The 22,963-nt window shown below is 71.8% G+C and carries 21 protein-coding genes; 8 read left to right on the top strand and 13 right to left on the bottom strand.

What is annotated here, in order from left to right:
- Nucleotides 1-23: 23 nt before the first annotated feature.
- The 11 genes from serS to KHU32_RS16070 all read right to left on the bottom strand — a co-directional run bounded on the left by serS (nt 24) and on the right by KHU32_RS16070 (nt 10,780).
- On the bottom strand, nt 24-1,292 hold the full coding sequence (gene serS, locus KHU32_RS16120) for a serine--tRNA ligase (protein ID WP_213671183.1): 1,269 nt from the start codon (nt 1,290-1,292) through the stop codon (nt 24-26).
- A gap of 140 nt (nt 1,293-1,432) precedes the next feature.
- Nucleotides 1,433-2,182, bottom strand: a complete 750-nt coding sequence (gene tatC / locus KHU32_RS16115) for a twin-arginine translocase subunit TatC (RefSeq protein WP_213671567.1) — start codon at nt 2,180-2,182, stop codon at nt 1,433-1,435.
- A 53-nt stretch (nt 2,183-2,235) separates the two neighbouring features.
- Nucleotides 2,236-2,871 carry a Sec-independent protein translocase protein TatB gene (tatB, locus tag KHU32_RS16110; RefSeq protein ID WP_213671182.1) on the bottom strand — a complete coding sequence of 212 codons (636 nt, stop codon included), beginning with the start codon at nt 2,869-2,871 and terminating at the stop codon, nt 2,236-2,238.
- A gap of 81 nt (nt 2,872-2,952) precedes the next feature.
- A complete protein-coding gene (locus KHU32_RS16105; RefSeq protein ID WP_213671181.1) occupies nt 2,953-4,008 on the bottom strand; it encodes an ABC transporter ATP-binding protein in 1,056 nt (351 codons plus the stop codon).
- Complete coding sequence (scpB, locus tag KHU32_RS16100) at nt 4,005-4,664, bottom strand: SMC-Scp complex subunit ScpB (RefSeq protein ID WP_213671180.1); 660 nt, start codon at nt 4,662-4,664, stop codon at nt 4,005-4,007. Before scpB ends, KHU32_RS16105 begins: the two co-directional genes overlap by 4 nt.
- Entirely contained in the window at nt 4,654-5,433 is a 780-nt protein-coding gene (locus KHU32_RS16095) for a segregation and condensation protein A (protein ID WP_213671179.1), read from the bottom strand. The genes scpB and KHU32_RS16095 overlap by 11 nt, the downstream gene beginning before the upstream one ends.
- Nucleotides 5,430-6,134 (bottom strand): site-2 protease family protein, encoded by a 705-nt coding sequence (locus KHU32_RS16090; RefSeq protein WP_213671178.1) that lies wholly within the window; start codon nt 6,132-6,134, stop codon nt 5,430-5,432. The genes KHU32_RS16095 and KHU32_RS16090 overlap by 4 nt, the downstream gene beginning before the upstream one ends.
- A gap of 7 nt (nt 6,135-6,141) precedes the next feature.
- Entirely contained in the window at nt 6,142-7,092 is a 951-nt protein-coding gene (gene nagZ / locus KHU32_RS16085) for a beta-N-acetylhexosaminidase (RefSeq protein ID WP_213671177.1), read from the bottom strand.
- 2 nt (nt 7,093-7,094) lie between these two features.
- The gene (locus tag KHU32_RS16080; RefSeq protein WP_213671176.1) at nt 7,095-7,865 is read right to left on the bottom strand and encodes an SPOR domain-containing protein; all 771 of its coding nucleotides are present in this window, start codon (nt 7,863-7,865) and stop codon (nt 7,095-7,097) included.
- Nucleotides 7,862-9,646, bottom strand: a complete 1,785-nt coding sequence (gene argS, locus KHU32_RS16075) for an arginine--tRNA ligase (RefSeq protein WP_213671175.1) — start codon at nt 9,644-9,646, stop codon at nt 7,862-7,864. The genes KHU32_RS16080 and argS overlap by 4 nt, the downstream gene beginning before the upstream one ends.
- Nucleotides 9,647-9,823: 177 nt before the next feature.
- Nucleotides 9,824-10,780, bottom strand: a complete 957-nt coding sequence (locus KHU32_RS16070; protein ID WP_249681319.1) for an NAD(P)H-dependent flavin oxidoreductase — start codon at nt 10,778-10,780, stop codon at nt 9,824-9,826.
- Between the two features lie 179 nt (nt 10,781-10,959).
- On the opposite strand from KHU32_RS16070, the gene KHU32_RS16065 reads away from it, so the two are divergent.
- The 7 genes from KHU32_RS16065 to KHU32_RS16035 all read left to right on the top strand — a co-directional run bounded on the left by KHU32_RS16065 (nt 10,960) and on the right by KHU32_RS16035 (nt 17,663).
- The gene (locus tag KHU32_RS16065; RefSeq protein ID WP_213671173.1) at nt 10,960-11,373 is read left to right on the top strand and encodes an ATP-binding protein; all 414 of its coding nucleotides are present in this window, start codon (nt 10,960-10,962) and stop codon (nt 11,371-11,373) included.
- Nucleotides 11,374-11,494: 121 nt separating this feature from the next.
- Nucleotides 11,495-11,818 carry an STAS domain-containing protein gene (locus KHU32_RS16060; protein WP_213671172.1) on the top strand — a complete coding sequence of 108 codons (324 nt, stop codon included), beginning with the start codon at nt 11,495-11,497 and terminating at the stop codon, nt 11,816-11,818.
- Between the two features lie 50 nt (nt 11,819-11,868).
- On the top strand, nt 11,869-12,609 hold the full coding sequence (locus KHU32_RS16055; protein WP_213671171.1) for a CheR family methyltransferase: 741 nt from the start codon (nt 11,869-11,871) through the stop codon (nt 12,607-12,609).
- Nucleotides 12,602-13,552, top strand: a complete 951-nt coding sequence (locus KHU32_RS16050) for a chemotaxis protein CheW (RefSeq protein ID WP_213671170.1) — start codon at nt 12,602-12,604, stop codon at nt 13,550-13,552. Before KHU32_RS16055 ends, KHU32_RS16050 begins: the two co-directional genes overlap by 8 nt.
- Complete coding sequence (locus KHU32_RS23480; RefSeq protein WP_213671169.1) at nt 13,549-14,571, top strand: chemotaxis protein CheB; 1,023 nt, start codon at nt 13,549-13,551, stop codon at nt 14,569-14,571. The genes KHU32_RS16050 and KHU32_RS23480 overlap by 4 nt, the downstream gene beginning before the upstream one ends.
- Nucleotides 14,568-15,245, top strand: coding sequence for a response regulator (locus tag KHU32_RS16040; RefSeq protein ID WP_213671168.1), 678 nt, complete (start codon nt 14,568-14,570; stop codon nt 15,243-15,245). The genes KHU32_RS23480 and KHU32_RS16040 overlap by 4 nt, the downstream gene beginning before the upstream one ends.
- 3 nt (nt 15,246-15,248) lie before the next feature.
- On the top strand, nt 15,249-17,663 hold the full coding sequence (locus KHU32_RS16035) for a chemotaxis protein CheA (RefSeq protein WP_213671167.1): 2,415 nt from the start codon (nt 15,249-15,251) through the stop codon (nt 17,661-17,663).
- A gap of 2 nt (nt 17,664-17,665) precedes the next feature.
- Here KHU32_RS16035 and KHU32_RS16030 read toward each other — a convergent pair whose 3' ends face one another.
- Together KHU32_RS16030 and KHU32_RS16025 are read right to left on the bottom strand one after the other, a co-directional pair.
- Nucleotides 17,666-18,814, bottom strand: coding sequence for a PP2C family protein-serine/threonine phosphatase (locus tag KHU32_RS16030; RefSeq protein WP_213671166.1), 1,149 nt, complete (start codon nt 18,812-18,814; stop codon nt 17,666-17,668).
- A 163-nt stretch (nt 18,815-18,977) separates the two neighbouring features.
- Nucleotides 18,978-20,486 carry a methyl-accepting chemotaxis protein gene (locus tag KHU32_RS16025; RefSeq protein WP_213671165.1) on the bottom strand — a complete coding sequence of 503 codons (1,509 nt, stop codon included), beginning with the start codon at nt 20,484-20,486 and terminating at the stop codon, nt 18,978-18,980.
- Between the two features lie 191 nt (nt 20,487-20,677).
- Between KHU32_RS16025 and KHU32_RS16020 the strand changes: the two genes are divergently transcribed.
- Nucleotides 20,678-22,948, top strand: coding sequence for a glycosyltransferase (locus KHU32_RS16020; protein ID WP_213671164.1), 2,271 nt, complete (start codon nt 20,678-20,680; stop codon nt 22,946-22,948).
- The last annotated feature ends 15 nt before the right edge of the window (nt 22,949-22,963 follow it).

Genomic DNA, 22,963 nt, shown 5'->3' with positions numbered 1-22,963 from the left:
CCACGCAGGGCCGGGATGCGCCCCTACCCTGCCGAGATGCGCTCCAGCCCACCCATCCAGGGCCGCAGGACCTCGGGGATGAGGATGCTCCCATCCTCCTGCTGATGGGTCTCCATCACCGCAATGAGCGCACGGCCGACCGCGACGCCCGAGCCGTTCAGGGTATGGACCAGCACATTGTCCTTGCCCCGGCGGTAGCGCGCCTTCATGCGGCGCGCCTGGAAGTCCCGGCAGTTGGAGCAGGAGGAGATCTCGCGCCAGGCCTGCTGGCCCGGCAGCCAGACTTCGAGATCATAGGTCCGGGCCGCGCTGAAGCCGGTATCGCCGGCGCAGAGGAAGATGCGGCGCCAGGTGAGGCCGAGGGCGGTCAGCACGGCTTCGGCGCATTGCGTCATGCGCTCGTGCTCGGCGTCGCTCTCCTCCGGCCTCGTGATGGAAACGAGTTCGACCTTGCTGAACTGGTGCTGTCGCAGCATGCCGCGCGTGTCGCGCCCGGCGCTGCCGGCCTCGCTGCGGAAGCTGGGCGAGAGGGCGGTGAAGCGCAGCGGCAGGGCCGCCTCTGGCTGGATCTCATCGCGCGCGAGGTTGGTCAGCGGCACCTCGGCGGTCGGGATGAGGTAGCGGCCATCCGTCGTCTTGAAGAGGTCTTCCTCGAACTTCGGCAGCTGCCCCGTGCCATGCATGGTGGCCGCGTTCACGAGGTAGGGCACCGCCGTCTCGGTATAGCCGTGCTGGTCGGTGTGCAGCGTCAGCATCCACTGGCCGAGCGCGCGCTCCAGCCGGGCGAGTGCGCCGCGCAGCACGGTGAAGCGGGAACCCGCGAGCTTGGTGGCCGCGGCGAAGTCCATGAGGCCGAGCGCCTCGCCGAGCTCAAAATGCTGCTTCGGCTCGAAATTCGGGCGCGCCGGCTCGCCATGCGTGTGGATGACGACGTTGTCGGCCTCGTCCCGGCCCTCGGGCACCTCGGGATCGAGGATATTGGGCAGGACGGAGAGCGCCTCCGTCACGGCCGCTTCCTTGGCGTCGACCTCGGCGCCCTCGGCTTCCGCGACGGTGGCGGCGACCTCGGCCTTGAGCCGATCGGCCTCCGCCTTGTCGCCGCGCTTCATGGCGGCGCCGATCTCGCGGGACAGCGCGTTGCGCTTGGCCTGGACGCCCTCGGTCAGGGCGATGGCCGCGCGCCGCGCCTCGTCCAGCGCCAGGATGGCCGCCGACTGCGGCTCCATGCCTCGCCGTGCCATGGCCGCGTCGAAGGCGGCCGCGTCGGTCCTTACCGCTCGGATATCATGCATGTCAGATCACCGATCCAGGGGGCCGCGCCGCTCCGGCAGCGCATTCGGCCCCGTAATGTAGGCCCCTGGCCCTCCCGGTTGGGAAGGCCGCTCAAATCGTGAAGCGCAGGGTCACGATCGGCCGTTCTGCCGCCACGTCCTCACTTCGTTTCCTCCGGCGGCTTGGGCGCCACCCAGACGGCGAAGAGGATCGAAATCTCGTAGAGCAGGATCAGCGGGATGGCCAAACCGACCTGGCTGATGACGTCCGGCGGCGTGATGATCGCGGCCAGTGCGAACATGCCCACGATCGCGTAGCGCCGGCCCTTCCGCAGGCCTGCCACGCTCAGGATGCCGACGCGGCACAGCAGCACCAGCGCGACCGGCATCTGGAAGGCGATGCCGAAGGCCAGGATCATGTGCATGACCAGCGAGAGATATTCGCTGACCTTCGCCTCGAGCTGGATCGGCACGGAGCCCGCGCCTGCCGGCGTCTCGAAGCTGATGAAGAAATGCCAGGCGAGCGGGAAGATGAAGTAGTAGGCCAGCGCCGCGCCCATCAGGAAAAGGATGGGGGAAGCGACGAGGAAGGGCGTCACCGCCCGCTTCTCGGACCGGTAGAGGCCGGGCGCGATGAACAGCCATAGCTGCGTCGCCCAGATCGGGAAGGAGAAGAAGACCGCGCCGAAGAAGGCCACCTTCAGATAGGTGAAGAAGGCCTCGTAGAGCGCCGTGAAGATCATGCGCCGGTCGCCGCCGCCCTGCTCCTGCAGGATGGTGGCCAGCGGGCGGGCGAGGAAGCCGTAGATCTGCTGCGAGAAATAGTAGCAGACGCCAAAGGAGATGAGGAAGGCGATGGCCGACCAGAGGAGCCGCCGGCGCAGCTCCATCAGGTGGTCCATCAGCGGCATCGGCTTGTCGTCGATGGGATCTTCGTCTTCGGCGGTTGTGGACACGGCGGGCCTCAGACGATCTTGGCCGCGTCGGCCGAAGCCGGGGACGCGGCAGGGGCTGGCGCGGCGGACGGCGCGGCCGAAACGGCGGCTTCCACCGGCTTCTCGACCGCAGGTTCCTCGACCGTCACGGCCTCCGCCGCCGGCGCGGCCGGAAGCGGCGCGGGCGAGAGGTTCAGCGGGGCCGGGGTGGAGGGCGGCACGAAGGAGGGCGCATCGGGCGCCGGCTCAGGCTCCGGCGCCTTGTAGGGCGCCATGGTCTGCGGCGGGATCATCGCCGGGGCGTCGGGCGTGTCGGCGGCGGTCGGCGGCGGCTTCCAGGCGGGCGTCGAGGAAACCGGGCTGTCGTTGAAGGTCTTGGAGAGGGTGCCGTCCGAATCGACGGTCTTCTCGATATGGCCCTTCAGGTCGAAGCGACGGATCTCGTTCAGCGCGCCCTTCACGTCGGCGATCTGGTTCCGCACGTCCTCCAGCTTGGCCTCGCGCACGAGCTCGTCGGCCTGCTGCTGGAACTGGGCAAGCTGCTTCTTGCCCTTCTTCACGAGGTCAGCAACGCCCCGAATGGCGCCGGGCAGGTCCTTGGGACCAATCACCACCAGCGCCACCACGGCCACCAACATGATCTCGGACCAGGCGAGGTCGAGCATTACATCCCCAATTCGGATACCGGCGTCATTTGTCCTGGATAACAGGGCTCTGGCGCGCCGCCAATGCGGGCCCGCCTCTACTTAGTCGCTCGGCGCCGAGGTTGCACCCTGCCCGGCGCGAAAAGCGAAGGCCCTTTCGGAATCGAAAGCGAGGCCGACGCGGTCTCCGCGGCTCAGGCGGAGGCCGGGCGGCAGGCGGGCATTCAGCTCCTGCCCGTCTCCGATCCTCAGCCGCGCCCGCATCTGCGGCCCCAGCAGCCGGCAGGACAGGACCTCGGCCGCCGTCCCCTCCCCTTGCGGGAGGATGCGCAGGCCCTCGGGCCGCAGGAAAAGCTCGGCCGGGCCGTCCGGAAGCCCGGGGGCCGGAATGCCACCCAGCGCGCCGGTCGCGAAGCCCTGCGAGACATGGGCCGGCAGCCGGTTCACCTCGCCCAGGAAGCCCGCCACGAAGGGATCGGCGGGATGGAGATAGAGCTCCTCCGGCGTGCCGAGCTGCGCCACCTGCCCCTGCCGGATCAGGGCGATGCGGTCGGCCATGAACATGGCCTCCTCGGCGTCATGCGTGACGATGAGGGCGGGAATGCCCGCCTGCTCCAGCACCTTCAGCGTGTCGTCGCGCACCTGTTCGCGCAGCCGGGTGTCGAGGCTGGCAAAGGCCTCGTCCAGCAGCAGGACCTGCGGCTTGGGCGCCAGCGCACGGGCCAGGGCCACCCGCTGCTGCTGCCCGCCGGAAAGCTGGTGCGGCCAGGTCTCCACGCGGCCCGCCAGGCCGACCCGGTCCAGCGCCTCGGCCACCAGCCTTCCCCGTTCCGCGCGCGGAAAATGGCGCAGGCCAAAGGCCACGTTGTCGCCCACGGTGAGATGCGGGAACAGCGCGTAGTCCTGGAAGACGAAGCCGACCTTCCGCGCCTCGGGCGGCGCCTCGCGCCCCGGCTCGGCCAGCACGCGGCCCGCGAGCTCGATGCGGCCATGCTGCAGCGGCTCCAGCCCCGCCACGAGGCGGAGTAAAGTGGTCTTGCCATCGCCGGAGGGGCCGAGCAGGCAGATGGTCTCCCCCGGCCCGACCTCCAGCGTCACGCCGCGCAGGACCTCGCGCGGGCCGAAAGCATGGCGGATATCGGTAAGGCGAAGGCTCATGCCGCCTTTTGCGGGCGGGATGGGGGCGTGTCCATCTCCTCGGGCGCCGCATGCGGCTGATCCTCGATGAGGGGCGGCGCACCGTTGGGACCGCCCGAAAGCTCGATCGCGGTGATGTCGCTGGAGACGAGCTCCTCCTTGCGGGGCAGCTCCGACAGCGACTTGAGGCCGAACTGGTCCAGGAACTTCGGCGTGGTGCCCCAGAGGGTCGGCCGGCCCGGCGTCTCCTTGCGGCCGCGCGAGGTCACGAGGCCCGCATCCAGCAGCTGGTCCAGCGTGGTCTGGGCCAGCGCCGCGCCGCGGATCTCCTCGATCTCGGCGCGGGTGACGGGCTGGTGGTACGCGACGATGGACAGTGCCTCCATGGCCGCGCGCGGCAGGCGCCGCGGCACCTCGACCACCCGGGTGATGGCCGGGGCCAGGTCCAGCGCCGTGCGGAAGGCCCAGCCCCCGCCGACCTCGACGAGCTCCACGGCGCGGCCCGCGGATTGCGCGGCCAGCGCCGTCAGCACGGTGATGGCCTCCACCCCCTCGGGCAGCGCCAGCTGCACGCGGGCGGCCGGCACCGGCCGGTCGGTCGCGAAGATCAGGGCCTCGGCGATGCGGAGCGCGCGGTCGAAGTCGCCCTGCTCCGGCGTGTTCTGGTCAGGCGACATGTCGCAGATCCCCTTCGGTTTTCCGCAGCAGGATCGGGGCGAAGATCCCCTCCTGCTGCAGCTCGACGCTGCCCCCACGGGCGGCCTCGAGCGCGGCGATCAAGGTGCTCGCCAGCGCGGCGCGCTGGTCGAGCGGCGAAAGCATCCCCTCCGGCAGGAAGGTCGAGAGCTTGTTCCAGCCCGGCGCATCGCCGATCAGCGATTGCAGCCGCGCCAGCGCCTCGGCCACCGACCAGAGCTTGCGCGGCTTGGGCGTGAAGGGCCGGTCGGCCGCGCCCCGCCGGCGGGCGGTGGCATAGGCGCGCAGCAGGGTGGAGAGGTCGGCCACGAGGCCGGAGCGGTCCTCCACCCGCAGGGATTCCGGCGCGCCCCGGGCGAAGGTCTCCCGGCCGAGCTGCGCGCGGGCGCCCAGCCAGGCGGCGACCACACGCATGCGGTCGAGCTCGGCCAACCGTTCGGTGAGGCGGTTGGCGGCCAGGAGGGGGTCTTCCTCCTCGGGCTCGCGCTCCTCCTCGGGCAGCAGCAGGCGGGACTTCAGCCAGGCGAGCCAGGCGGCCATGACCAGCCATTCCGCCGCCAGCTCCAACCGGACCCGCCGCGCGCCCTCGACGATGGCAAGAAACTGGTCGGCCAGGGCGAGGACGGAGATCTGGCGGATATCGACCTTCTGCGCCCGCGCGAGCTCCAGCAGCACGTCCAGCGGGCCCTGGAAGCCCTCGAGGTCCAGAACGAGGCTTTCGGCGGCGGGGTTCGCGGCCGGGGCGCTCACAGCGTCCCGAGCCCCGCGGCGCGGAGGACGAAGGCGAAGGCCGGGCGCACGATATGGCGGATGAAGGCCTCCATGGGCTGGAAGGCCGGGATCGCCATCGGCAGCAGGAAGAGGATGCCGATCACCAGGAACAGCCCGTATCGCTCCAGCCGCGCATAGGCCATGGCCGCCCGATAGGGGAGCAGCCCCACCATGATGCGGCCGCCATCGAGGGGCGGCACCGGAAAGAGATTGAACAGGCCGAGCACCAGATTCGCGAGGATGGACAATCCGAGGAAGCGGTAGACCAGCGTCATCGATTCGGCCGAGAGGAAGCTGTCCGCCAGCCCCACCGCATGCACCAGCAGGGCCGCGATGAAGGCCAGGCCAAAGTTCATGGCCGGCCCGGCGGCGGCGACCCACATCATGCCCGAGCGCGGGTCGCGCAGGTTGCGGATATCGACCGGCACGGGCTTGGCCCAGCCGAACATCACATCCACCTGGCCGGTGGCCAGCAGCTGCGAGACGAGCAGGAAGCCCGGAACCAGCAGCGTGCCCACGGGGTCCACGTGGCGGATCGGGTTGAGCGACAGCCGGCCCATGAGCTTGGCCGTCGGGTCGCCGAGCCAGAGGGCCGCATAGCCATGCGCGGCCTCGTGCAGGGTGATGGCGATGATGGTCGCCATAATGGCCGGGAGAAGTTCCGGCAGCATGTCCATCATGGCGCGGTCAGGCCTGGACCGGGAGGCGGGCGGCGTCGAGGCGCCGGAGCGCGGCCTCGGTCAGGATGGGGCAGGCCTCCAGGACGGCGGCCGTTTCCTCGAGAATGCCGGAGCAGTGCAGCGCAGCGTCGCAGCCGGCGGCCATCACGGCCTGGGTCAGCGCCCCGAAGTCGCCCTTGAGCGCCTTCATCCCGAGATCGTCCGACAGAAGGAAGCCGCCGAAGCCGATCTCGCCCCGGATCACACGGTCGATCACGATCGGGGAAAGGGTCGCGCAGCGCGCCGGATCCAGGGCCGGGTAGAGGATATGCGCCGTCATGGCCCAGAGGTCGTCGGCGGCCAGGTCGCGGAAGGGCGCGAAGTCCAGCTCCAGCTCCGCGCGGGAGGCCTCGACTACCGGCAGCGCCTCGTGGCTGTCCAGCGTCGCGCGGCCATGGCCAGGGATGTGCTTGATGACCGGCAGTGCGCCGGCATCGCGCAGGCCGGCGATCCAGGCCGCGCCCAGCCGGGCGACCTCGGCCGGGTCCGCGGAGAAGGCGCGGTCGCCGATCACCTTGTGCATGCCGGGCAGCCGCAGATCGAGCAGCGGGGCGCAGACCACGTCCAGCCCGACGGCGATGCATTCTGCGCCGATCGCGGCCGCGCCGGCGCGCGCGGCCTCGGCGGGGCCGTTCTCGAAGGTCGCGGCCGGCGGATGCAGGGGCCAGTGAGGCGGTTTGAGGCGGGCGACGCGCCCGCCTTCCTGGTCGACGAGGATCGGGGCGGCCTCCCCCAGCACCTCGCGCAATTCACCGGTCAGCGCACGAAGCTGATCGGGATCGGCCACGTTGCGGGCGAAGAGGATCGCGCCCATCGGCCTCAGGCGGCGCAGCAGCGCCGCCTCCGCGGAGGTGAGCCGAAGCCCCGAGACGCCGATAATGGCGGCGCGCGCGGCGCTGTCGGCCCGATCCGCGGTCATGCTTACCCAGCCACCGGAATGCAGGCGACGCTCTTTTCCCGGAGCTGCGCGCAGAAGGCCCGCGCGGCGGCCTGGTCGGCGAAGCCGCCCGTCCTGAGGCGCCAAAGCGTCGCCTGCCCGTCCCGCTCGAAGCGCGTGACGATGGGCGAGCGCCCGGCCAGGTCGGGCGCTCGGCGCTGCAGGCGTGTCCATTCGGTGCGGGCGGCCTGCTCGCTGCCCGCGGCGGAAAGCTGAACCATGAAGCGCCCCCCGGTCGCGGGCGCGGCCGCGGCGGGCCGGGCCGCCGGCTGGGCCGGGGCGGGCGCCACGCGAGGCGCAGGCACGGCGGCAACCGGTGCCGGAGCAGCGGCCGGGGCATGCTGGACCGGCGCTGCCGCCACCGGGGCGGGAGCAGGCGCGGCGGCCGGGGCGGGCGGCGGCGCCGACTGGGCGCGCAGCATGTCCAGCCGCGGCGCCTCAGGCCCCGGGCCCAGACGTGCCTCGGCCGGGCGCTCATGGCGTCCCGCGCCGCGCTCGAAGATCAGTTCCTGCTGGTTGGGCACCACGGCGCCCCCTGGCGTGTCGGGCCGCACCCGGTAAGGGCGCCCGTCCGTCTCGATGAGGGGCACGCCGCGCGTCCCCGTCATGGAAATTCCCCAGATGATGGCGCTCGCGAGCACCACGGAGCCGGCCAGGCCGCCCCCGATCATCCAGACCTTCGGCGGAATCCCCCATCCCGCCGACGCCCTCTCCGGCGGACGGATCCGCCAGGAGGGAAGCATCGTATCGTTCATCTCATCTCCTCGACCGGAGTGACCCCCATCACCCCGAGCCCGGACCTCACCACGGCCGCCGTGGCAGCCACCAAAGCGAGCCGCGCCTGCGTTGCAGCGGGCGCGTCCGCCTGGATGAAGCGCAAGGTGGTGTCGTCCTTGCCCTTGTTCCACAGTAGATGAAAATCACTGGCGAGGTCATTCAGAAAAAACGCGATTCGGTGCGGCTCACGCGCCGCCGCCGCGGCCTCGACCACCCGCGGCCAGGTCGCCATGCGGCGGATCAGCGCGAGTTCGGCCGGGTCGGTCAGGGCGTCCAGGGGCGCTTCCGCCAGGCTCTCCAGCGAAGGATCGCCGGCGCTGCGCAGCACCGAGCGGCAGCGGGCATGGGCGTACTGCACGTAGAAGACAGGATTGTCGCGCGACTGCTGGATCACGAGGTCCAGGTCGAACTCCATCTGCGCGTCGGATTTGCGGGTCAGCATGGTGAAGCGCACGGCGTCGCGCCCGACCTCGTCGATGAGGTCGCGCAGCGTGATGTAGCTGCCGGCGCGCTTGCTCATGCGGACGGGCTGGCCGTCCTTCACCACATGGACGATCTGCGCCAGCACCACGTCCAGCGAGACGCGGCGCTGCGACAGGGCCGCCACTGCCGCCTGCATGCGCTTCACATAGCCGCCATGGTCCGCACCCCAGACATGGACCAGCGCGCCGAAGCCACGCTCGATCTTGTGCAGGTGGTTGGCGATGTCGTTGGCGAAGTAGGTGCCCGTGCCATCGGACTTGCGGAGCGCGCGATCGGTGTCGTCGCCGAAATCCTTGGAGCGGAAGAGCGTCTGCTCGCGCGGCTCCCAATCGTCCGGCAGCTTGCCCTTGGGGGGCTCCAGCGTACCGCGATAGATCAGGCCCTGGCTGTCGAGCAGGGTCTCGGCCTCCTCCAGCTTGCCGGCGGCGATGAGCTCGGCCTCGCTGACGAAGATGTCGTGCTTCACGCCGAGCGCGGCCAGGTCCTCACGGATCTCGACCATCATCTCCCGCACGGTGACGCCCCGCACCAGGGCGAGCTTCTCCGCATCGGGCGGGAAGAGGGCCGCGCCGTGCTTCGCGGCGAGCTCGACGCCGACCGGGACGAGGTACTCGCCGCCATATTGCAGGGTGGTGCCATAGGCGGCCTCGACGGCGGCCTTGCGCTCCTCGGGCGAGGCTCCCTCGGCCCAGAGGCCATGCGCCGCGACCGGCAGCGCCTCCAGGTAGCGCCAATAGGCCGCCCAGCCGAGTGCCTGCACCTGCGCGCCGGCATCGTTGATGTAGTATTCGCGCGTGACGTCGTGGCCGGCCTTGGCCAGCAGGGCGGCGAGCGCATCACCCACCACCGCGCCGCGGCAATGGCCGACATGCATGGGGCCCGTGGGATTGGCGGAGACGTATTCCACGTTCACCCGGCCCGGCTTGGCATCGCCCTGGCCGAAGGCCTCGCGCTCCCGCAGGACAACGGGCAGCTGCGCGCGGAGGAAATCCTCGCGCAGGCGGAGGTTCACGAAGCCCGGGCCGGCCGGCGCGGCCTCCACGACCTCCGGCAGGGCGGCCAGCGCCTCGGCGAGCTGGGCGGCCAGCTTCGGCGGCGCCATCTTCGCCGCCTTGCCGATCACCAGCGCGGCATTGGTGGACATGTCGCCATGGCTGGCCTCGCGCGGGGGCTCCATGGTGACGCGCGCATAGGCGTCCGCCGGAAGCTCGGGGAGGATGGCCTGTAGGGCAGCGATGGCGCGGTCGCGCAGCTGGGCGAAGATGTCGTGGCTCATGGGGGGCTTGTGCGGCGGCGGCGGCGTTTCGCCAAGGGTCTGCGAGGGGGCTTCGCCCCCTCACTCTCCTCCCTCCGGGGACACCTCCCCCGGACCCTCATCGATTCAATACCTTATCGAAGGTGCAAGAAACCGAGTTTCCTGCCAGGGAGCTCGAGGGGCGGCGCCCCTCGATGGCTAGAAGGCCGCCTGAAGGCGCGTCATTCCAGCCCGCGCCTCCTCCGCCATGCGGCGCACCACCTCACCCGCCGGCAGGATGCCGTCGATCAGCCCGACGCTCTGGCCGGCCCAGACGAAACTCTCCTCCAGGCGCCCCTCGTCGGTGCCGAGGGCGTTCACGGTCCCCGCGATCAGCGGCACGATCTCCTCGGCGGGTGCGCCGGCCGCCTCGCGGGCCACGATCTGCCGCGCATAGGCGCTGTCGAGCGTCCGGCCCGGCATGCCCAGCGAGCGCTTGATGATCATCGTTCCCGCGGGCTGCGCCGCCACCAGCGCTTCCTTATAGTTGGCATGCGCATGCGCCTCCACGGTCGCGACGAAGCGCGTGCCCATCTCGACGCCCTCGGCGCCCAGCGCCAGCGCCGCCAGCAGCCCCGCCCCATCCGCGAATCCACCCGAGGCCAGCACCGGGATGGAGACGGCCCGCACCACGCGCGGCACCATTACCAGCGAGGTCTCGTCGCCACGGCCCAGATGGCCACCGCCCTCGTAGCCCACGGTCGCGACCATGTCCGCGCCCGCCGCCTCGGCCTTCTTCGCCAGTTCCGGCCCGGCGATGAGCACCAGGATCTTCGCGGCGCCGGCGATCCGCTTGATCCAGGGCGCCGGATTGCCCGCCGTCAGGGCGATGACCGGTACCTTCTCCTCCAGCGTCACCTCCAGCATGGCGGTGATGTCCATGCGGCCCAGGGGGAAGTTCACGCCGAAGGGCTTGTCCGTCACGGCCCTCACCTTGCGGATCTCCGCCCGCAGCGCCTCGGCGCCGTCCAGCCCGGCGGTGGCGATCTGCCCCAGCCCGCCCGCCGCCGACACCGCCGCGCAAAGCTCCGCCTTCGCGACGCGCGCGAGGCCGCCCTGCACGATCGGGTAGCGGATGCCCAGCTGCTCCGTCACCCGTGTCCTGATTCCGTCCATGCTCACTGCCAATACTCCGATGATCCGCGCGGCCCGCCGGGCCGCGACCTTCCCTTGCAGGGAAGCACGGAACGCGGCGGACGGCATGTCCGCGGGACGTGCTCCCCCTTGCGCAAGCCTTGGATGCAGGGTGTCGTGAAGACGGCTAGCCTAGGACTGATTCGAGGGGACGCGACCAATTGGCCAGACCAGCCTTCCATCGCCGGCTGCCCGCGACCCTCGAGAGCGTCGAGGAACTGGCGGTCGCGCTCGAAGCCTATGCCGAGGAAGCGGAGATCGACATGGCCGTCGCCGCACGGCTGGGCCTGGTCGTCGAGGAGATCGCCGCCAACGTCGCCATGCATGCTGCCGGCGCCACCTACTTCACCCTCGACATCACCCCTTCCGACGACGCGCTCGAGCTGCTGCTGACGGATGACGGGCCGGCCTACAACCCTCTCGCGCGCGAAGAGGTGGATACCGAAACGGCGCTGGAGGAACGCGACGTGGGGGGGCTCGGCGTCCATCTCGTCCGCAAGATGACGCGCGATGCCCGCTACGAGCGCCAGGACGGCACGAACCGGTTGAGCTGCTCCCTGCCGCTCGGCAGCTAGGCGCAGCCTCCGGCCGATCCGGGCCATCGATCAGACCGATTACAGAAGCGGCCGATGTAAGATAGGCTGCCTGCCGAAGCGCCCCCCGGCCGCGGGGCCGACCACGACGGAGAGCGAGCTTATGGAAATCAGCGAAACCACCGAGGGGACGAAGACCGTCGCGGTGCTGGACGGCCGGCTCGACACGGCGACGGCAGCGCAGACCGAGACGGCGCTGATCGGGCTGCTGGCGAAGGGTGGTGTCATCGCCGACCTCGCCAATGTCCGCTACGTCTCCTCCGCCGGGCTGCGCGTGCTGCTGAAGGCCGCCAAGCAGGCCAAGACCGCCGGCTCGACCTTCGCCGTCGTCGGACTGCAGGCGCCGGTGCGCGAGGTCTTCGAGATCAGCGGCTTCGACAAGATCATCCCGGCCTTCGCCACGCGGGCCGAGGCCGCCGCCGCCTGAGCACCGCGGCCCCCCTCGCCGCCTCCGCCCCGGCCGGCGAGGCGGTGGTGGTGGCCGCGCTCGAATCCCTGGTCGGCTTCGCTGCCTCGCCCGTGCTCGAGGCACGGCTGCGGCGGATTCCCCACCTGGTCGAAGCCTGCGCCGCCGTCCCGCCCGATACCGAGGACCCGCATTGGGCCGCGCTGCTCGATGCCGTGACGGTGCAGGAGACGCGCCTGTTCCGCCATCCGGTGCAATGCGCCGCCGTCGCGCACCATCTTCCGGCCGCGCTGGCGAGAGCCCGCGCCGAGGGGCGCCCCTTCCGCCTGCTTTCCGCCGGCTGCGCGACGGGCGAGGAAGCCTTCACCCTGGCCGCCCTGGCCCTGGAGGCGACGCATGGCGCGCCCGGTATCGAAATCGAGGTGCTGGGCCTGGATCTCTGCCGCCCGGCCCTCGCCAGCGCGGAGGCCGGCATCATCGCGCCGGGGCTCGGCGATCCGCTGGGCCTGGTTCCCGCCGACTTGCGGCGATGGTTCCTGGACGCGGCAGGCCAGACGCGCCTGCACCCCTCGCTGCGCCGCGTGCTCCGCTTCGAGCGGCGCAACCTCCTCGGCCTCTCCGAGACGGGCTTTGACGTGGTGTTCTGCCGCAACGTCCTGATCTACCTGACGGAGCCCGCGCGCCGCGCCGTGACCGAAGCCCTGTGCGCGGCGCTGCAGCCGGGCGGCCTCCTCGCCCTCGGCCCGACGGACCGCACGCCGCCCAGTGCCATTGCCTGCGGCGAATCGCTCTGGTCCATGCCGGATGTCTGACGCCGAGATCCTCCATCCGCTGCCGGGCGGCAGCTGGTTCACCTTCGCGCAGGGCATGGCCGCCCCCGCCGTTGCGGCGCCCCGCGAGGTGCCGCCGGCCATCGTCGCCGAAGAGGCGGCGCCGGCTCCTCTCCCCCTCGCGTCGAGCCGCGGCCGCGCCTCGCGCATCGGGGTCCTGCGCGTCCTGCTCGGCGGGATCGCGCTCGATGTCCCCGCCGAGCTGGCGGAGCACATCCTCCCCATGCCGGCGCTTCGCCCCATGCCGGGGACATCGACCGGCGTGGCAGGGCTGGCGGAGGCCGGGGGCGCGCCCGTGCTCGTCCTGTCCACGGGCTTCGCGGCCGGCACGGAAGAGGATGGTGCCGAGGAGCCTATCCTCCTGCTGGTGCTGAACCATGAGGGCCGGCGCTTCGGCCTGCCGGCGACCCGGATCGAGGCAGGCCCCGAGGCGGATTCTGCGTTTGCCGATTGGCTCGTCTCGGCGGCGGCACGCCAGGCCCTGGATCACGCGCCACCCACCGTCGAGATCGCCCCGCCCGTTCCGGTTCCGCAGCGTCACCTCGTCCTCTTCCGCGCCGCGGGAATGGACGTGGCCCTGCCGGCGGAGGCCGTGGTGGCCATCCTGCCGCCCACCACCCCGCTGCCCACGCCACGCGCCGGCCTCGCCGGGGTGGCCGCGCATCGCGGCGCCGTGCTGCCGGTGGTGGATGGCGGCCTGGCCATGGGCGGCCCTTCGACCCTGGAGCAGGGCCCCGCGCCGCTCATCCGCCTGTCGACGCGGCCGGAAGTGATGGTCGCCGTCGAGCAGGTGGCGGGCGTGCGCATGGTGCCGGCGGCCGACATCACCCCCCTCGTCCAGCGGAACGGGCTGGTCCAGGCCATCGCCCGGCTCGACGGCGCGCCCCTGCCCGTCATGTCGCCGCATCTGATGGGGGCGCTGTGACCGGACGCATCCCCGTCGTCGTCGTCGACGACAGCGCGTTCATGCGCATCGCCCTCCGGCGGATCATCGAGGCCGAGGGCGATCTGCGCGTGGTGGCCGAGGCCGCCAATGGCGAGGCTGCGATCGCCGCCGTGCGCGAGCACCAGCCCCAGGTCGTCGCGATGGACGTGGAAATGCCCGTCCTCGGCGGCATCGAGGCGACGCGCCGGATCATGGCGCTGCCCAATCCGCCGGCCGTGATCATGGTCAGCCATCACACCCAGCAGGACAGCCCCGCCGCCCTCGCCGCGCTGGAAGCCGGCGCTGCCGACTATGTGAGCAAGGAGACCGGCCTGGGCGGCCTCGACCTCGGCCATCTGGACCGCGCGCTGCGCGATCGACTGCGGCATTGGGCGGCTGCGCAGGCCCGGCTCCAGCCCGCCCCCGCCGTCCCGCCGCCAGCGCGGGCGGCCGACCATGCGCCACCGCCGCTGATCCTCATGGCCGCCTCGACCGGCGGGCCGGATGCGCTCGCCGTCCTGCTCGCCGCCTGCGGGCCGCTGCCGGTGCCGGTGGTCGTCGCCCAGCACATGCCGCAGAGCCTCGCGGTCGAGCTCGCGGAGCAGCTGCAGCGGCGAGCCGGCTGGCCGGTGCGCGTCGCGCGGAACGATGCGCCGTTGCTGCCGGGCGAAGCCGCGCTGCTGCCGACCGATGCGGTGCTGCTGCGCGTCGGCGCCGCGCTGGCGCTTCGCCTCGCGCCGACGAGCGCGCCGGTGCATCCCTCGGCCGACCTGCTCTTCCGCTCCGCGGCCCTGCTCGGCCTGCCCGCCTGCGGCGTGGTGCTGACCGGCATGGGCGAGGACGGCGCGGCCGGTGCGGCGGAGCTCGCCCGCATCGGCGGCCGTATTCTGGTGCAGAGCGGGGAGACCGCCGTCGTCAGCGGCATGCCGCACTCTGCGCGCGCCCGCGTTCCCGCCGCGGAATCCCTGGCGCCCGAGGCGATCGGCAAGCTGCTGCGCGACATCTGGAAGGCCGAATGATGGACGAGGAGCTGCTCGCCGCGTTTCGCGAGGAATTCCTGCCCCTCTGCGCGGATCTCGCCCTCGCGGCGGACCTGCCCGCGGCGCAGCGCGCCGTCGTGCGGCTGCGCGGCATGGCGGATGGGATGGAGATGGCGCCGCTTCAGGCCAGGCTGCGCGAGCTGGACGAGGTCACCGACCTCGATCTTCTGCGGGCCACGGCCGAGGCCCTCGCCGCCATCGCCTCCGGCGAGACGCCACCAGCGCCCGCGCCCGGAACTGCGGCCGCCGATCGCCCGATCCGCACGCTCATCGTCGACGACAGCGCGATGATGCGCCGCCTGCTCCGCGGCATCCTGGCCGCCGATCCGCGCTTCGCCGTGGTGGGCGAGGCAGCGGATGGTGCGGCCGGGCTGGCCGCGCAGGCGGAGCTGCGGCCGGACCTCACCTTGCTCGACCTGGAGATGCCGGTGCTGGACGGCATGGGCTTCCTCGCCGAATGGGCCCTGGCCGGGCATGGCGCGGTGGTGGTCGTGTCCTCCGCCGCCCATCCCGGCACCCCGGCGGCGCTGGAGGCCCTGCGCCGCGGTGCCTTCGCCGCCGTGGCTAAGCCTTCCGGCGCCCTCTCCCCCGACCTCGCCGAGCGGGCGGGGGCGGAAATCCTGGCCACCGCCCGCCAGGCCGTGGGAGGCTGAGCCATGGAGGCCGATGATCCCCTCTGGCAGGAATTCGCCGCCGAAACGGCCGAGCACCTCGACACGCTCGAGCACGGCCTGGCCGGCGAGGCGCCGATCGACGTGCTGTTCCGCGCCATGCACAGCCTCAAGGGCATGTCGGCCGCCATCGGCGCGGCGGGTCTCGGCGGTCTGGCGCACAAGGCGGAGGACGTGCTGGGCCTGGCCCGCGCCGGGCGCCTCGCCCTCGACAAGCCGGTGCGCGACGCGTTGCTCGAGGCGGTGGACACGCTGCGCGGCCAGCGCTCCGCCCTGCTCGACCAGCGGCAGGACCGCGCGCCGCCGCCGGAACTCCTGGCCCGTCTTGTGGCCCTGGCGGAAGGCAGGCCGGCACCGGCGCCCCAGCCCAAGGCCGATGCGCCGGCCACTTCCGCCACCGCAGACCCGCTTCGGCTGACCCTGGCCTCGCGGTTCGCGAGCGAGCTTCCCTTCCTGGCCCAGCAGCCGGCCAAGGCGACCGCCCTGGCCCAGGCCGCCCAGGCGGCGAAGCTGCCGCGCCTAGCCCTGCTGCTGGAGGCCATTCCCACCGCCCCTGACCGGCTGGCCGCGCTGGGTCGGCTGCGCCGCGCGTTGCTGCTGCTGCAGGCCGCGACCGGTGGCGAGCGTATCCCCGCCCTTGCCGGCGATCTGCGCCCTTCGGCCGAGGCCCTGGCCGCGGCGCTCGAAGAACCGGGACCCGACCTCATTGTCGCCGCCGAAAGCCTGGCCGCCAGCGCCGATGCCCTCGGCAACGAGGCGGCCGAGGCGCTTGGCCGCCAGATCCAGGACCTCGCCAGCCGCTCCGGCGAGGCCGCCTCGCAACGGCTGGCCGAGCTGCGGGACGATTTCCGCCGGGCGCTGACCGCGTCGACCCTTGTCCCCGTCGCCGACCGCGCGCTGCCCCTGCCGCCCCCGCTGACCCCGGGGCTCGCCGCCGTGCTGCCGGCCTCCTCCCACGCCCGCGCCGCTGCCGCCCTGCAGGCGGGCCGCCGGATCTGGCGCCTGCGGCTCGGCCCCCTTCCCACGGCCGAGGCCATCGCCGAGCCCTTCCTGGCCCGCGCCGGCGAGGTCCTCGGCAGCGCCGGATCACCCGAAGCGCTCGACATCTTTGTCGCCAGCGACCTGCCGCCTGAGGAGCTGGCGGCCCTGCGCGCCGAAGCCGATCCGGAAGGCAGCGCGCTGACCGATCTCGCCGCCGCCGATGCCCCGCCGCCCGCGCCCACCATGCGCGTCCGGCAGGACAGCATCGATGCGGTGATCGCGCTCGAAGCCGAGCTGCGCGCCGCGGCACTGGCGCTGGGCGAGGCGCTGGCGACACCCCAGGCCCGCACCGCGCTGGACGACCTCGCCTCGCTGCAGGCGCGCCTGCCGGCGCGGAGCTCCCAGGTACTCGGCAATGCGCTGGAGCGGCTGCGCGCGACCGCCGGCCTCGCCGAGCGCGCCAGCGGCCGCCTCTCCCTCGCCCTCCGCCAGCTCGACGAGGCGGTGCTGGAGCTACGCGTGGTGCCCTTCGCCAGCCTAGCGATGCGCCTTCCGCGCGTGCTCCGCGCCACGGCGGAGGCCCAGGGCCGCGAGGTCGCGCTCGAGATCCAGGGCGAGGAAGTGCAGCTCGACCGCAGCCTCGCCGATCTCCTGGCCGACCCGCTGCTGCACCTCGTCCGCAATGCGGTGGACCATGGCGTCGAGCCGCCCTCGGAGCGCCTGGCCGCCGGCAAGCCCGCCACGGGCCGGCTGCATCTGGTCGCCGATCGCCAGCCCGGCCGCCTGCTGGTCAGCATCGCCGATGACGGGCGCGGCATCGACGACAATGCCGTGCTGTCGCGCGCCGTCTCCCGCACGCTGATTTCCGCCGAGGCGGGGGCGCGGCTGAGCCGGGAGGAGATCCATGCGCTGCTCTTCCTCCCCGGCTTCTCGACGCGCGAGACGGTGACCGAGACCTCGGGCCGCGGCGTCGGGCTGGACGTGGTGCAGGATGCGGCGCGGCGGGCCGGCGGCTCGGTGCGGGTGGAAAGCGCGCCCGGCGCGGGCACGCGCTTCGTCCTCGACCTACCGCTGACCGCCGCCATCCAGCCCGTGCTGCTGGTGGAGGCCGCCGGCCATCCCTACGCGCTCCCCGCAGGCCGCGTGGAAGCGGTGATCCGGCCCGAGCAGCTGCCGGCAGGGCAGGCCGTCACGACGCTGGAATCCGTCCTGCGCCTGCCCGCCTCCAGCAGCAGCGCCATCGTGATGATCCGCCGTCCGGCCGGCGCGCTGGCGCTGGGCGTCGGCCGGGTCGGCCGCCGGACCGACCTGCTGCTCAAGCCACTGCATCCGGCCCTGGCCGGCACGCCGGGCGTCGGCGGCGTCGGCGTGCTGGGCAATGGCGATCCGGTCCTGCTCCTGGAGCCCGACAGCCTCTAGCGTCAGGCCTGGAAGCGGACCGCGAGCACCGTCACGTCGTCGGCGGGCCGCGCCTCCTTCACGAAGCCCGCCACGGCCGCCAGCAGCGCCGCGATCGCCGGGCCAGGCTCCACGAGCGAACCGAGCGCGGCCAGCACCGCCTCCTTGCCGAAGAGCTCGCCCGAGATGTCCTGCGCCTCGGTCACGCCGTCGGTCAGCAGCAACATGGTCTCGCCCGGGGCCAGCACGAAGGGCGCGCTGGCATAGGGGAACTCCTCCATCACGCCGAGCGCAGGCTGAATGGAATAGCCTCCCATCACCTCGACCCCGGCGGCCGAAAGCCGCAGCGGCGCCTCGTGACCGGCCACGCAGATGCGCCCCTCGCCCGTCTCCGCATCCAGGATCGCCAGCGCGGCGGTCACGAAGGTCATGTCCGGATTGTCGAGGGCGAGCTCGTCATTGGCGAGCGCCATCAGCGGCCCCGGATCCGGCACTTGCCCGGCCGTGTCCGCCAGCCGGACGCCGGCGCGGATCAGCCCCATGGTCCGCGCCATGGTGAGGCCGGCCGAAGCGCCCTTCCCGGCCACGTCGGCCACGGCGAACATGAGGTGCCGCTTGCCGATCCAGCGCATGTCGTAGAGGTCGCCGCCCACCTCGCGGGCGGGCTCCATATGGGCGGCGACGGTCAGGCGCCCGCGGGAGAGGCCGGCGAAGTCGCGCGGCACCAAAGAGAGCTGGGCCAGGCGCGCGCTTTCCAGCTCGCTCTCCAGCGCCTGCAGACGCTCCGCCGCAAGATCGCGCAGGCGCTTCTTCTCCAGCACCGCCTGCAGACGTGCCTTGAGCAGCGGCGGGTCGAAGGACTTCGGAAGATAGTCCTCCGCGCCCAGCTCAATGCAGCGGATGACACCGGACATCTCCGTCTGCGCCGAGATCACGATGACCGGCGGCGCGTTCGGCATGTCGTGCAGCCGCTCCAGCACGCCGATGCCGTCGAGCTCAGGCATTTCGAGATCGAGCAGGACGATGTCGAACGACTTTCCCGCGATGGCGGCCAGCGCCTCGACACCGTTCACCGCCATGGCCGGCTCGCCATAGCCGAGCTCGGCCAGCCGGCGCTTCAGCAGCAGCCGGTTGAAGCTGCTGTCGTCGACGACCAGTATTTCGGCGGTCATGCTGAGCGCCCCTCAGACGCCGGGCGGCCGCCTTCGCGGCCTTGGCTTCGCCGCACCATTGGAACGCCCGGCCGGAAAGTCAGTTGGGCGGCGCCGGCCGCAGTCGCGGCCGGAATCCGCACGCGCCTCAGCGTGTTGGGGCAGCCTTTGCTGGTTGCAGGTCTCATTCCGAGCGCGCCGCCATGCTCTCCACGGCGCTGCGCGATTCGCTCGCGAGGCGGGACAGGTCGATCATCGTCACCGTGATTTCCTCCGCGGCCGTCGCGTTGGACTGGCCGATGCGCGTCAGCACGGCCACGCGCTCGTCCAGCGAGGCGACCGTGGTCTGCTGCTCCTCCATGGCGACGGCAATGGCCGCGGCCAGCCGCGCGCTCTCGCCCGTCAGCCGCTCGAAATCGTCCATCGCCTCGCCCACGGCGGCGGCGGTGCCCGCGCCCTCGCGCGTGCGGCGCCCGGCGGCGAGCACCACGTCGGCGATCTCCTGCGCCAGCGCCTCGGTATTGGCGGCCAGCGCCCGCACCTCCTCGGCGACGACGGCGAGGCCGCGCCCGTGCTCACCGGCCCGCGCCGCCTCGATGGCGGCATTGATCGCCAGGATGTTCGTCTGCGTCGCGATCTTGGCAATGGTGGCGGCGATGCGCGTCACGCGCTCCGTATCCTCGCCCACCGCGTCCACGGTCTCGATGAGCTGCCGCACCTTCTCCAGGCTCTCGCCCAGCAGGGACTGCGCCTCGGACGCCGTGTCGCGCGCGCGCTGCGTGCTGCGGCCGACATCCGCCACCGCCTCCGTGGTGTGGCCCAGCGCGTCCGAGACCTGGCGGAGCTCGGCGAGCTGGGTCATGGCCCCGTCACTCACCTGACCGATCGCCTGGCTCGCCTGCGTGGTCACCACGGCCGTGCGGCGGGCGCCTTCGAGCGCCTGGTCCATCAGCCGGTTCGTGTTGCCGAGGTTCGTCTTGAACACCTCAACGGCGCGCGCCATTTCGCCCACCTGGTCGGCACGGTCGGCGCCCGGGATCTCCACATCGGCGTGGCCGCGCGCGAGCTTCTGCATGGAGGCCGCCAGTTGCCCGAGCGGCCGGGCGGTCAGCACCACCAGCACGAACCAGATGAGGCCGAGGCTGAGCACGCCCACGCCGGCGGCGATGAAGTTCAGGAGGCGCCCTTCCTCCTGCAGCTGATGCGCGCGGTGCAGGTTCAGGTCCGCATCGGCCTTGGCGATGGCCCGGGCGTCGCTGGAGAGGCGGTTGAAGGCCACGACCATGTCGAGCCATTCCTCCTGCAGCGGCGCGTAGAGGTCGCGCTGGCGCCGCGCGAAGGCATCGCGCGTGCGCTCGCCGAGGTCGGGCAGGCGCGCCCGCATGTCCCGCGCGCCAGCAGCCGCCACCGCGTCGATCCGCGTGCCGACGATGGACATCAGGAGGTCGAAGCTCTCCATGATGCCCTCGGCGTTGCGCTGCATGCGCACGGCCGTGACGGTGGGCGGCAGGACGCCGGCGAGGACGGCGGCGAAGCCCTGCGCGAAGTCGGCGACGTCGTTGGAGAAGTCGTCCACCGCCTCGATGGCCGCGCGGTCGCGGACGCCCATCTCCTCGATGATTGCGCCCTGACGGGAGAGGGTGAAGAGCGAGTTGACGGTGAGGAAGGCCAGCACCGCCAGGATCAGGACCATGATCAGGGCCGCGCGCGTGCCGATTCGGCCGAAGAAGCGCCCGTGTATCGGGGCACCGGCCCCGCGGATCGCTCCGTCGTGATCGGGACCGGGTCTGGCGGAAGCCGGGATGTCTGAGGCCATGGGAAGGTAGGCTACAGCACTTCCCGCGCGGCGGGCACTATCCTCTCCACAGAAGCTAATGCCGCCGGTTGCCGAAGCGCCGCTCCGGATCATATGGCCCTGTTGAAGCGAACCTTGATTCGCGTCGCCAACCAAAAGGTGAACTACGCGGGATGAACGATTTTCTGCGGGACGAGACTAGGGAGCACCCATTGGCCTCGGGACTGTCACCGGTGGTTTCATGGCGACGGGAAGTGGAACTCGCATCGGCGCGAGTGAAGGTTGCGGAACAAGCCATGGCTCGCCAAGAGGTCGAACGCCAGTTGGCCGCGGCACTCGGGGAGCGGGAGGCGCTTCGCCGCTCGACATCCTGGCGGATGACTGCGCCTGCCAGATGGGTGATGGAGGCCTTACGCCGCTCTCTCGGCCACGGGGCCCGGCAGCCCTCGCTTCAAGCCTCACCGGCGACCCGTCCCCCCGCGCCCGAGCTTCCGGTTCCTCGAACGGAGAATCTCGAGGTTTCGATCCTCATCGTGAATGTCGACGCGTATGCGACGGCCCGCTGCCTGCGCGAAATCTCGGCCAGCACTGGGGACGTCGTCCATGAGGTCCTGATCGCGGATATCGCCTGGCAACCTCTCACGGCAGAGGCCCCTAACATCGAGGTGATCCGGCTGGGGCCGCGACGCCAATCGGGCGAGGCCAACAACATCCTGGCCGAGCGGGCCCGGAGCCCGCTCCTCTGTCTGCTCAATCCGAATGTCAGTCTTCGATCGGGATGGCTGCGCCAACTCTGCCTTGCCCTTTCCGTCACGCCGGGGGCTGGCATCGTCGGCCCAATCCTCGTCTCCGAGGACAAGCTGGTCGTGGCAGCGGGGCATGCCTTGGACACAGAAGGGCACCTAGTCCCTCTCCGGCGGGGAGAAGCGACCGGGTCCGTCCCCCCGCAGCCCGCGCGGGTGGACCATCTCTGCGATGCCGTCCGGCTCATGCCGCGGCAGCTGTTCCTGGACGCCGGAGGCTTCGATCTCGCCTTCGAGCCGGGCAGCCACGAGGATGCCGATCTCTCCTTTCGGATTGCCGCCATGGAGGCAGGAATCTGGTGTTGCCCCGACCTTGCCCTCTCGCGCACGGAAAGCGCGGATGACCGCCTCCCGTCCTCCGATATCGGCCATCAGAAATTCGCCCGCCGGTGGGCCCACGCCCTGCGCGGACCGGCGCAGCCCCCGCCGCCGCGGCGGCGCGCGCTGATCTTCTCTCCCTATGACCTGACGCCAGGTGGCGGCGAACGCTACATCCTGACCCTCGCCGCGGCGCTGAGCCGCGATCACGACGTCGCCTTCGCCGGGCTTGCGCCCTATAGCCGGCTGCGGTTGCGGACCATGGGCTCCCGGCTCGGCCTCGATCTGAGCGGCATCGTGCCGATCGACCTCGAGGCGGTGGCGGCGTTGCCTCCCTTCGACCTGATGGTCGCCATGGGCAACGAGATGATTCCGCCGATCGCGGCCCGGGCGCGGCGCAATCTCTTCATGTGCCAGTTCCCCTTCCCCTTGCCGCCCGAGGTGACGCCCGTCGCCTCGGCCTATGCGGGCTATGGGGGCGTGATGGTGAACTCCGGCTATTCGCGCCACCATCTGCGGGCGGCCCTGCGAACCGCGGCGCTGGACGAGCCACCCATCCGGATCGTCTCGCCGCCGGTTCCCCGCATGCCCGGACGCGCCTCGCGGAAGCGGCCGATGATCCTGTCGGTCGGGCGCTTCTTTGTCAGCGGGCATGCCAAGCGTCACGACCTGCTCATCGACGCCTTCCGGGAGCTGCATCGCCGGCATAACGGGGCGATCTCCCTCCATCTCGCCGGCTCCCTCGTGCCCGGAGCTGAGCCCAGGGAGTATCTCGCCTTCCTCCAGGCCAAGGCGGCGGGCCTGCCCGTCGAATTCCATGTGGACAGCCCGGCGGAGACGATGCGCGAGCTCTATCGCGATGCCGCCCTCTATTGGCACGGCACGGGCCTGGGCGTGGACCTGCAGTCCCATCCGGAGCGAGCCGAGCATTTCGGCATCACCATCGTCGAGGCGATGTCTGCCCAATGCGTCGCCCTCGCGCTGAAGGCAGGCGGCGCTCCTGAGATCATCACCGAGGGCGAGAACGGGTTCCTCTACGAGGATGCCGCCTCTCTGGTCGAAACCAGCCTGCGCCTCCTGAAGCCTGACCGGCAGGAGGAGCGGATCCGCATCGGCGAGGCGGCAAGCCGGCGGGCAGAGGAGTTTTCCGAGGAGGTCTTCTGCGAACAGATCAGACTGATCGCCGAGGACCCATCCCGCCTGTCCCGTGGCGGGACAGTCTGGGACGCGGCCTCGTGACGTAATGCCGATGGT

This window comes from Roseococcus pinisoli, assembly GCF_018413645.1.
In the GTDB taxonomy this organism is placed as follows: domain Bacteria; phylum Pseudomonadota; class Alphaproteobacteria; order Acetobacterales; family Acetobacteraceae; genus Roseococcus; species Roseococcus pinisoli.
Note: the sequence above shows the minus strand (reverse complement) of the source record. Positions and strands in the feature narration are given on the sequence as shown.

Coding starts and splice junctions, on each gene's coding strand:
- serS (WP_213671183.1), bottom strand. CDS start 1,292: ATGCATGATATCCGAGCGGTAAGGACCGACGCGGCCGCCTTCGACGCG.
- tatC (WP_213671567.1), bottom strand. CDS start 2,182: ATGCCGCTGATGGACCACCTGATGGAGCTGCGCCGGCGGCTCCTCTGG.
- tatB (WP_213671182.1), bottom strand. CDS start 2,871: ATGCTCGACCTCGCCTGGTCCGAGATCATGTTGGTGGCCGTGGTGGCG.
- KHU32_RS16105 (WP_213671181.1), bottom strand. CDS start 4,008: ATGAGCCTTCGCCTTACCGATATCCGCCATGCTTTCGGCCCGCGCGAG.
- scpB (WP_213671180.1), bottom strand. CDS start 4,664: ATGTCGCCTGACCAGAACACGCCGGAGCAGGGCGACTTCGACCGCGCG.
- KHU32_RS16090 (WP_213671178.1), bottom strand. CDS start 6,134: ATGATGGACATGCTGCCGGAACTTCTCCCGGCCATTATGGCGACCATC.
- nagZ (WP_213671177.1), bottom strand. CDS start 7,092: ATGACCGCGGATCGGGCCGACAGCGCCGCGCGCGCCGCCATTATCGGC.
- KHU32_RS16080 (WP_213671176.1), bottom strand. CDS start 7,865: ATGAACGATACGATGCTTCCCTCCTGGCGGATCCGTCCGCCGGAGAGG.
- argS (WP_213671175.1), bottom strand. CDS start 9,646: ATGAGCCACGACATCTTCGCCCAGCTGCGCGACCGCGCCATCGCTGCC.
- KHU32_RS16070 (WP_249681319.1), bottom strand. CDS start 10,780: ATGGACGGAATCAGGACACGGGTGACGGAGCAGCTGGGCATCCGCTAC.
- KHU32_RS16060 (WP_213671172.1), top strand. CDS start 11,495: ATGGAAATCAGCGAAACCACCGAGGGGACGAAGACCGTCGCGGTGCTG.
- KHU32_RS16050 (WP_213671170.1), top strand. CDS start 12,602: ATGTCTGACGCCGAGATCCTCCATCCGCTGCCGGGCGGCAGCTGGTTC.
- KHU32_RS16040 (WP_213671168.1), top strand. CDS start 14,568: ATGATGGACGAGGAGCTGCTCGCCGCGTTTCGCGAGGAATTCCTGCCC.
- KHU32_RS16035 (WP_213671167.1), top strand. CDS start 15,249: ATGGAGGCCGATGATCCCCTCTGGCAGGAATTCGCCGCCGAAACGGCC.
- KHU32_RS16030 (WP_213671166.1), bottom strand. CDS start 18,814: ATGACCGCCGAAATACTGGTCGTCGACGACAGCAGCTTCAACCGGCTG.
- KHU32_RS16025 (WP_213671165.1), bottom strand. CDS start 20,486: ATGGTCCTGATCCTGGCGGTGCTGGCCTTCCTCACCGTCAACTCGCTC.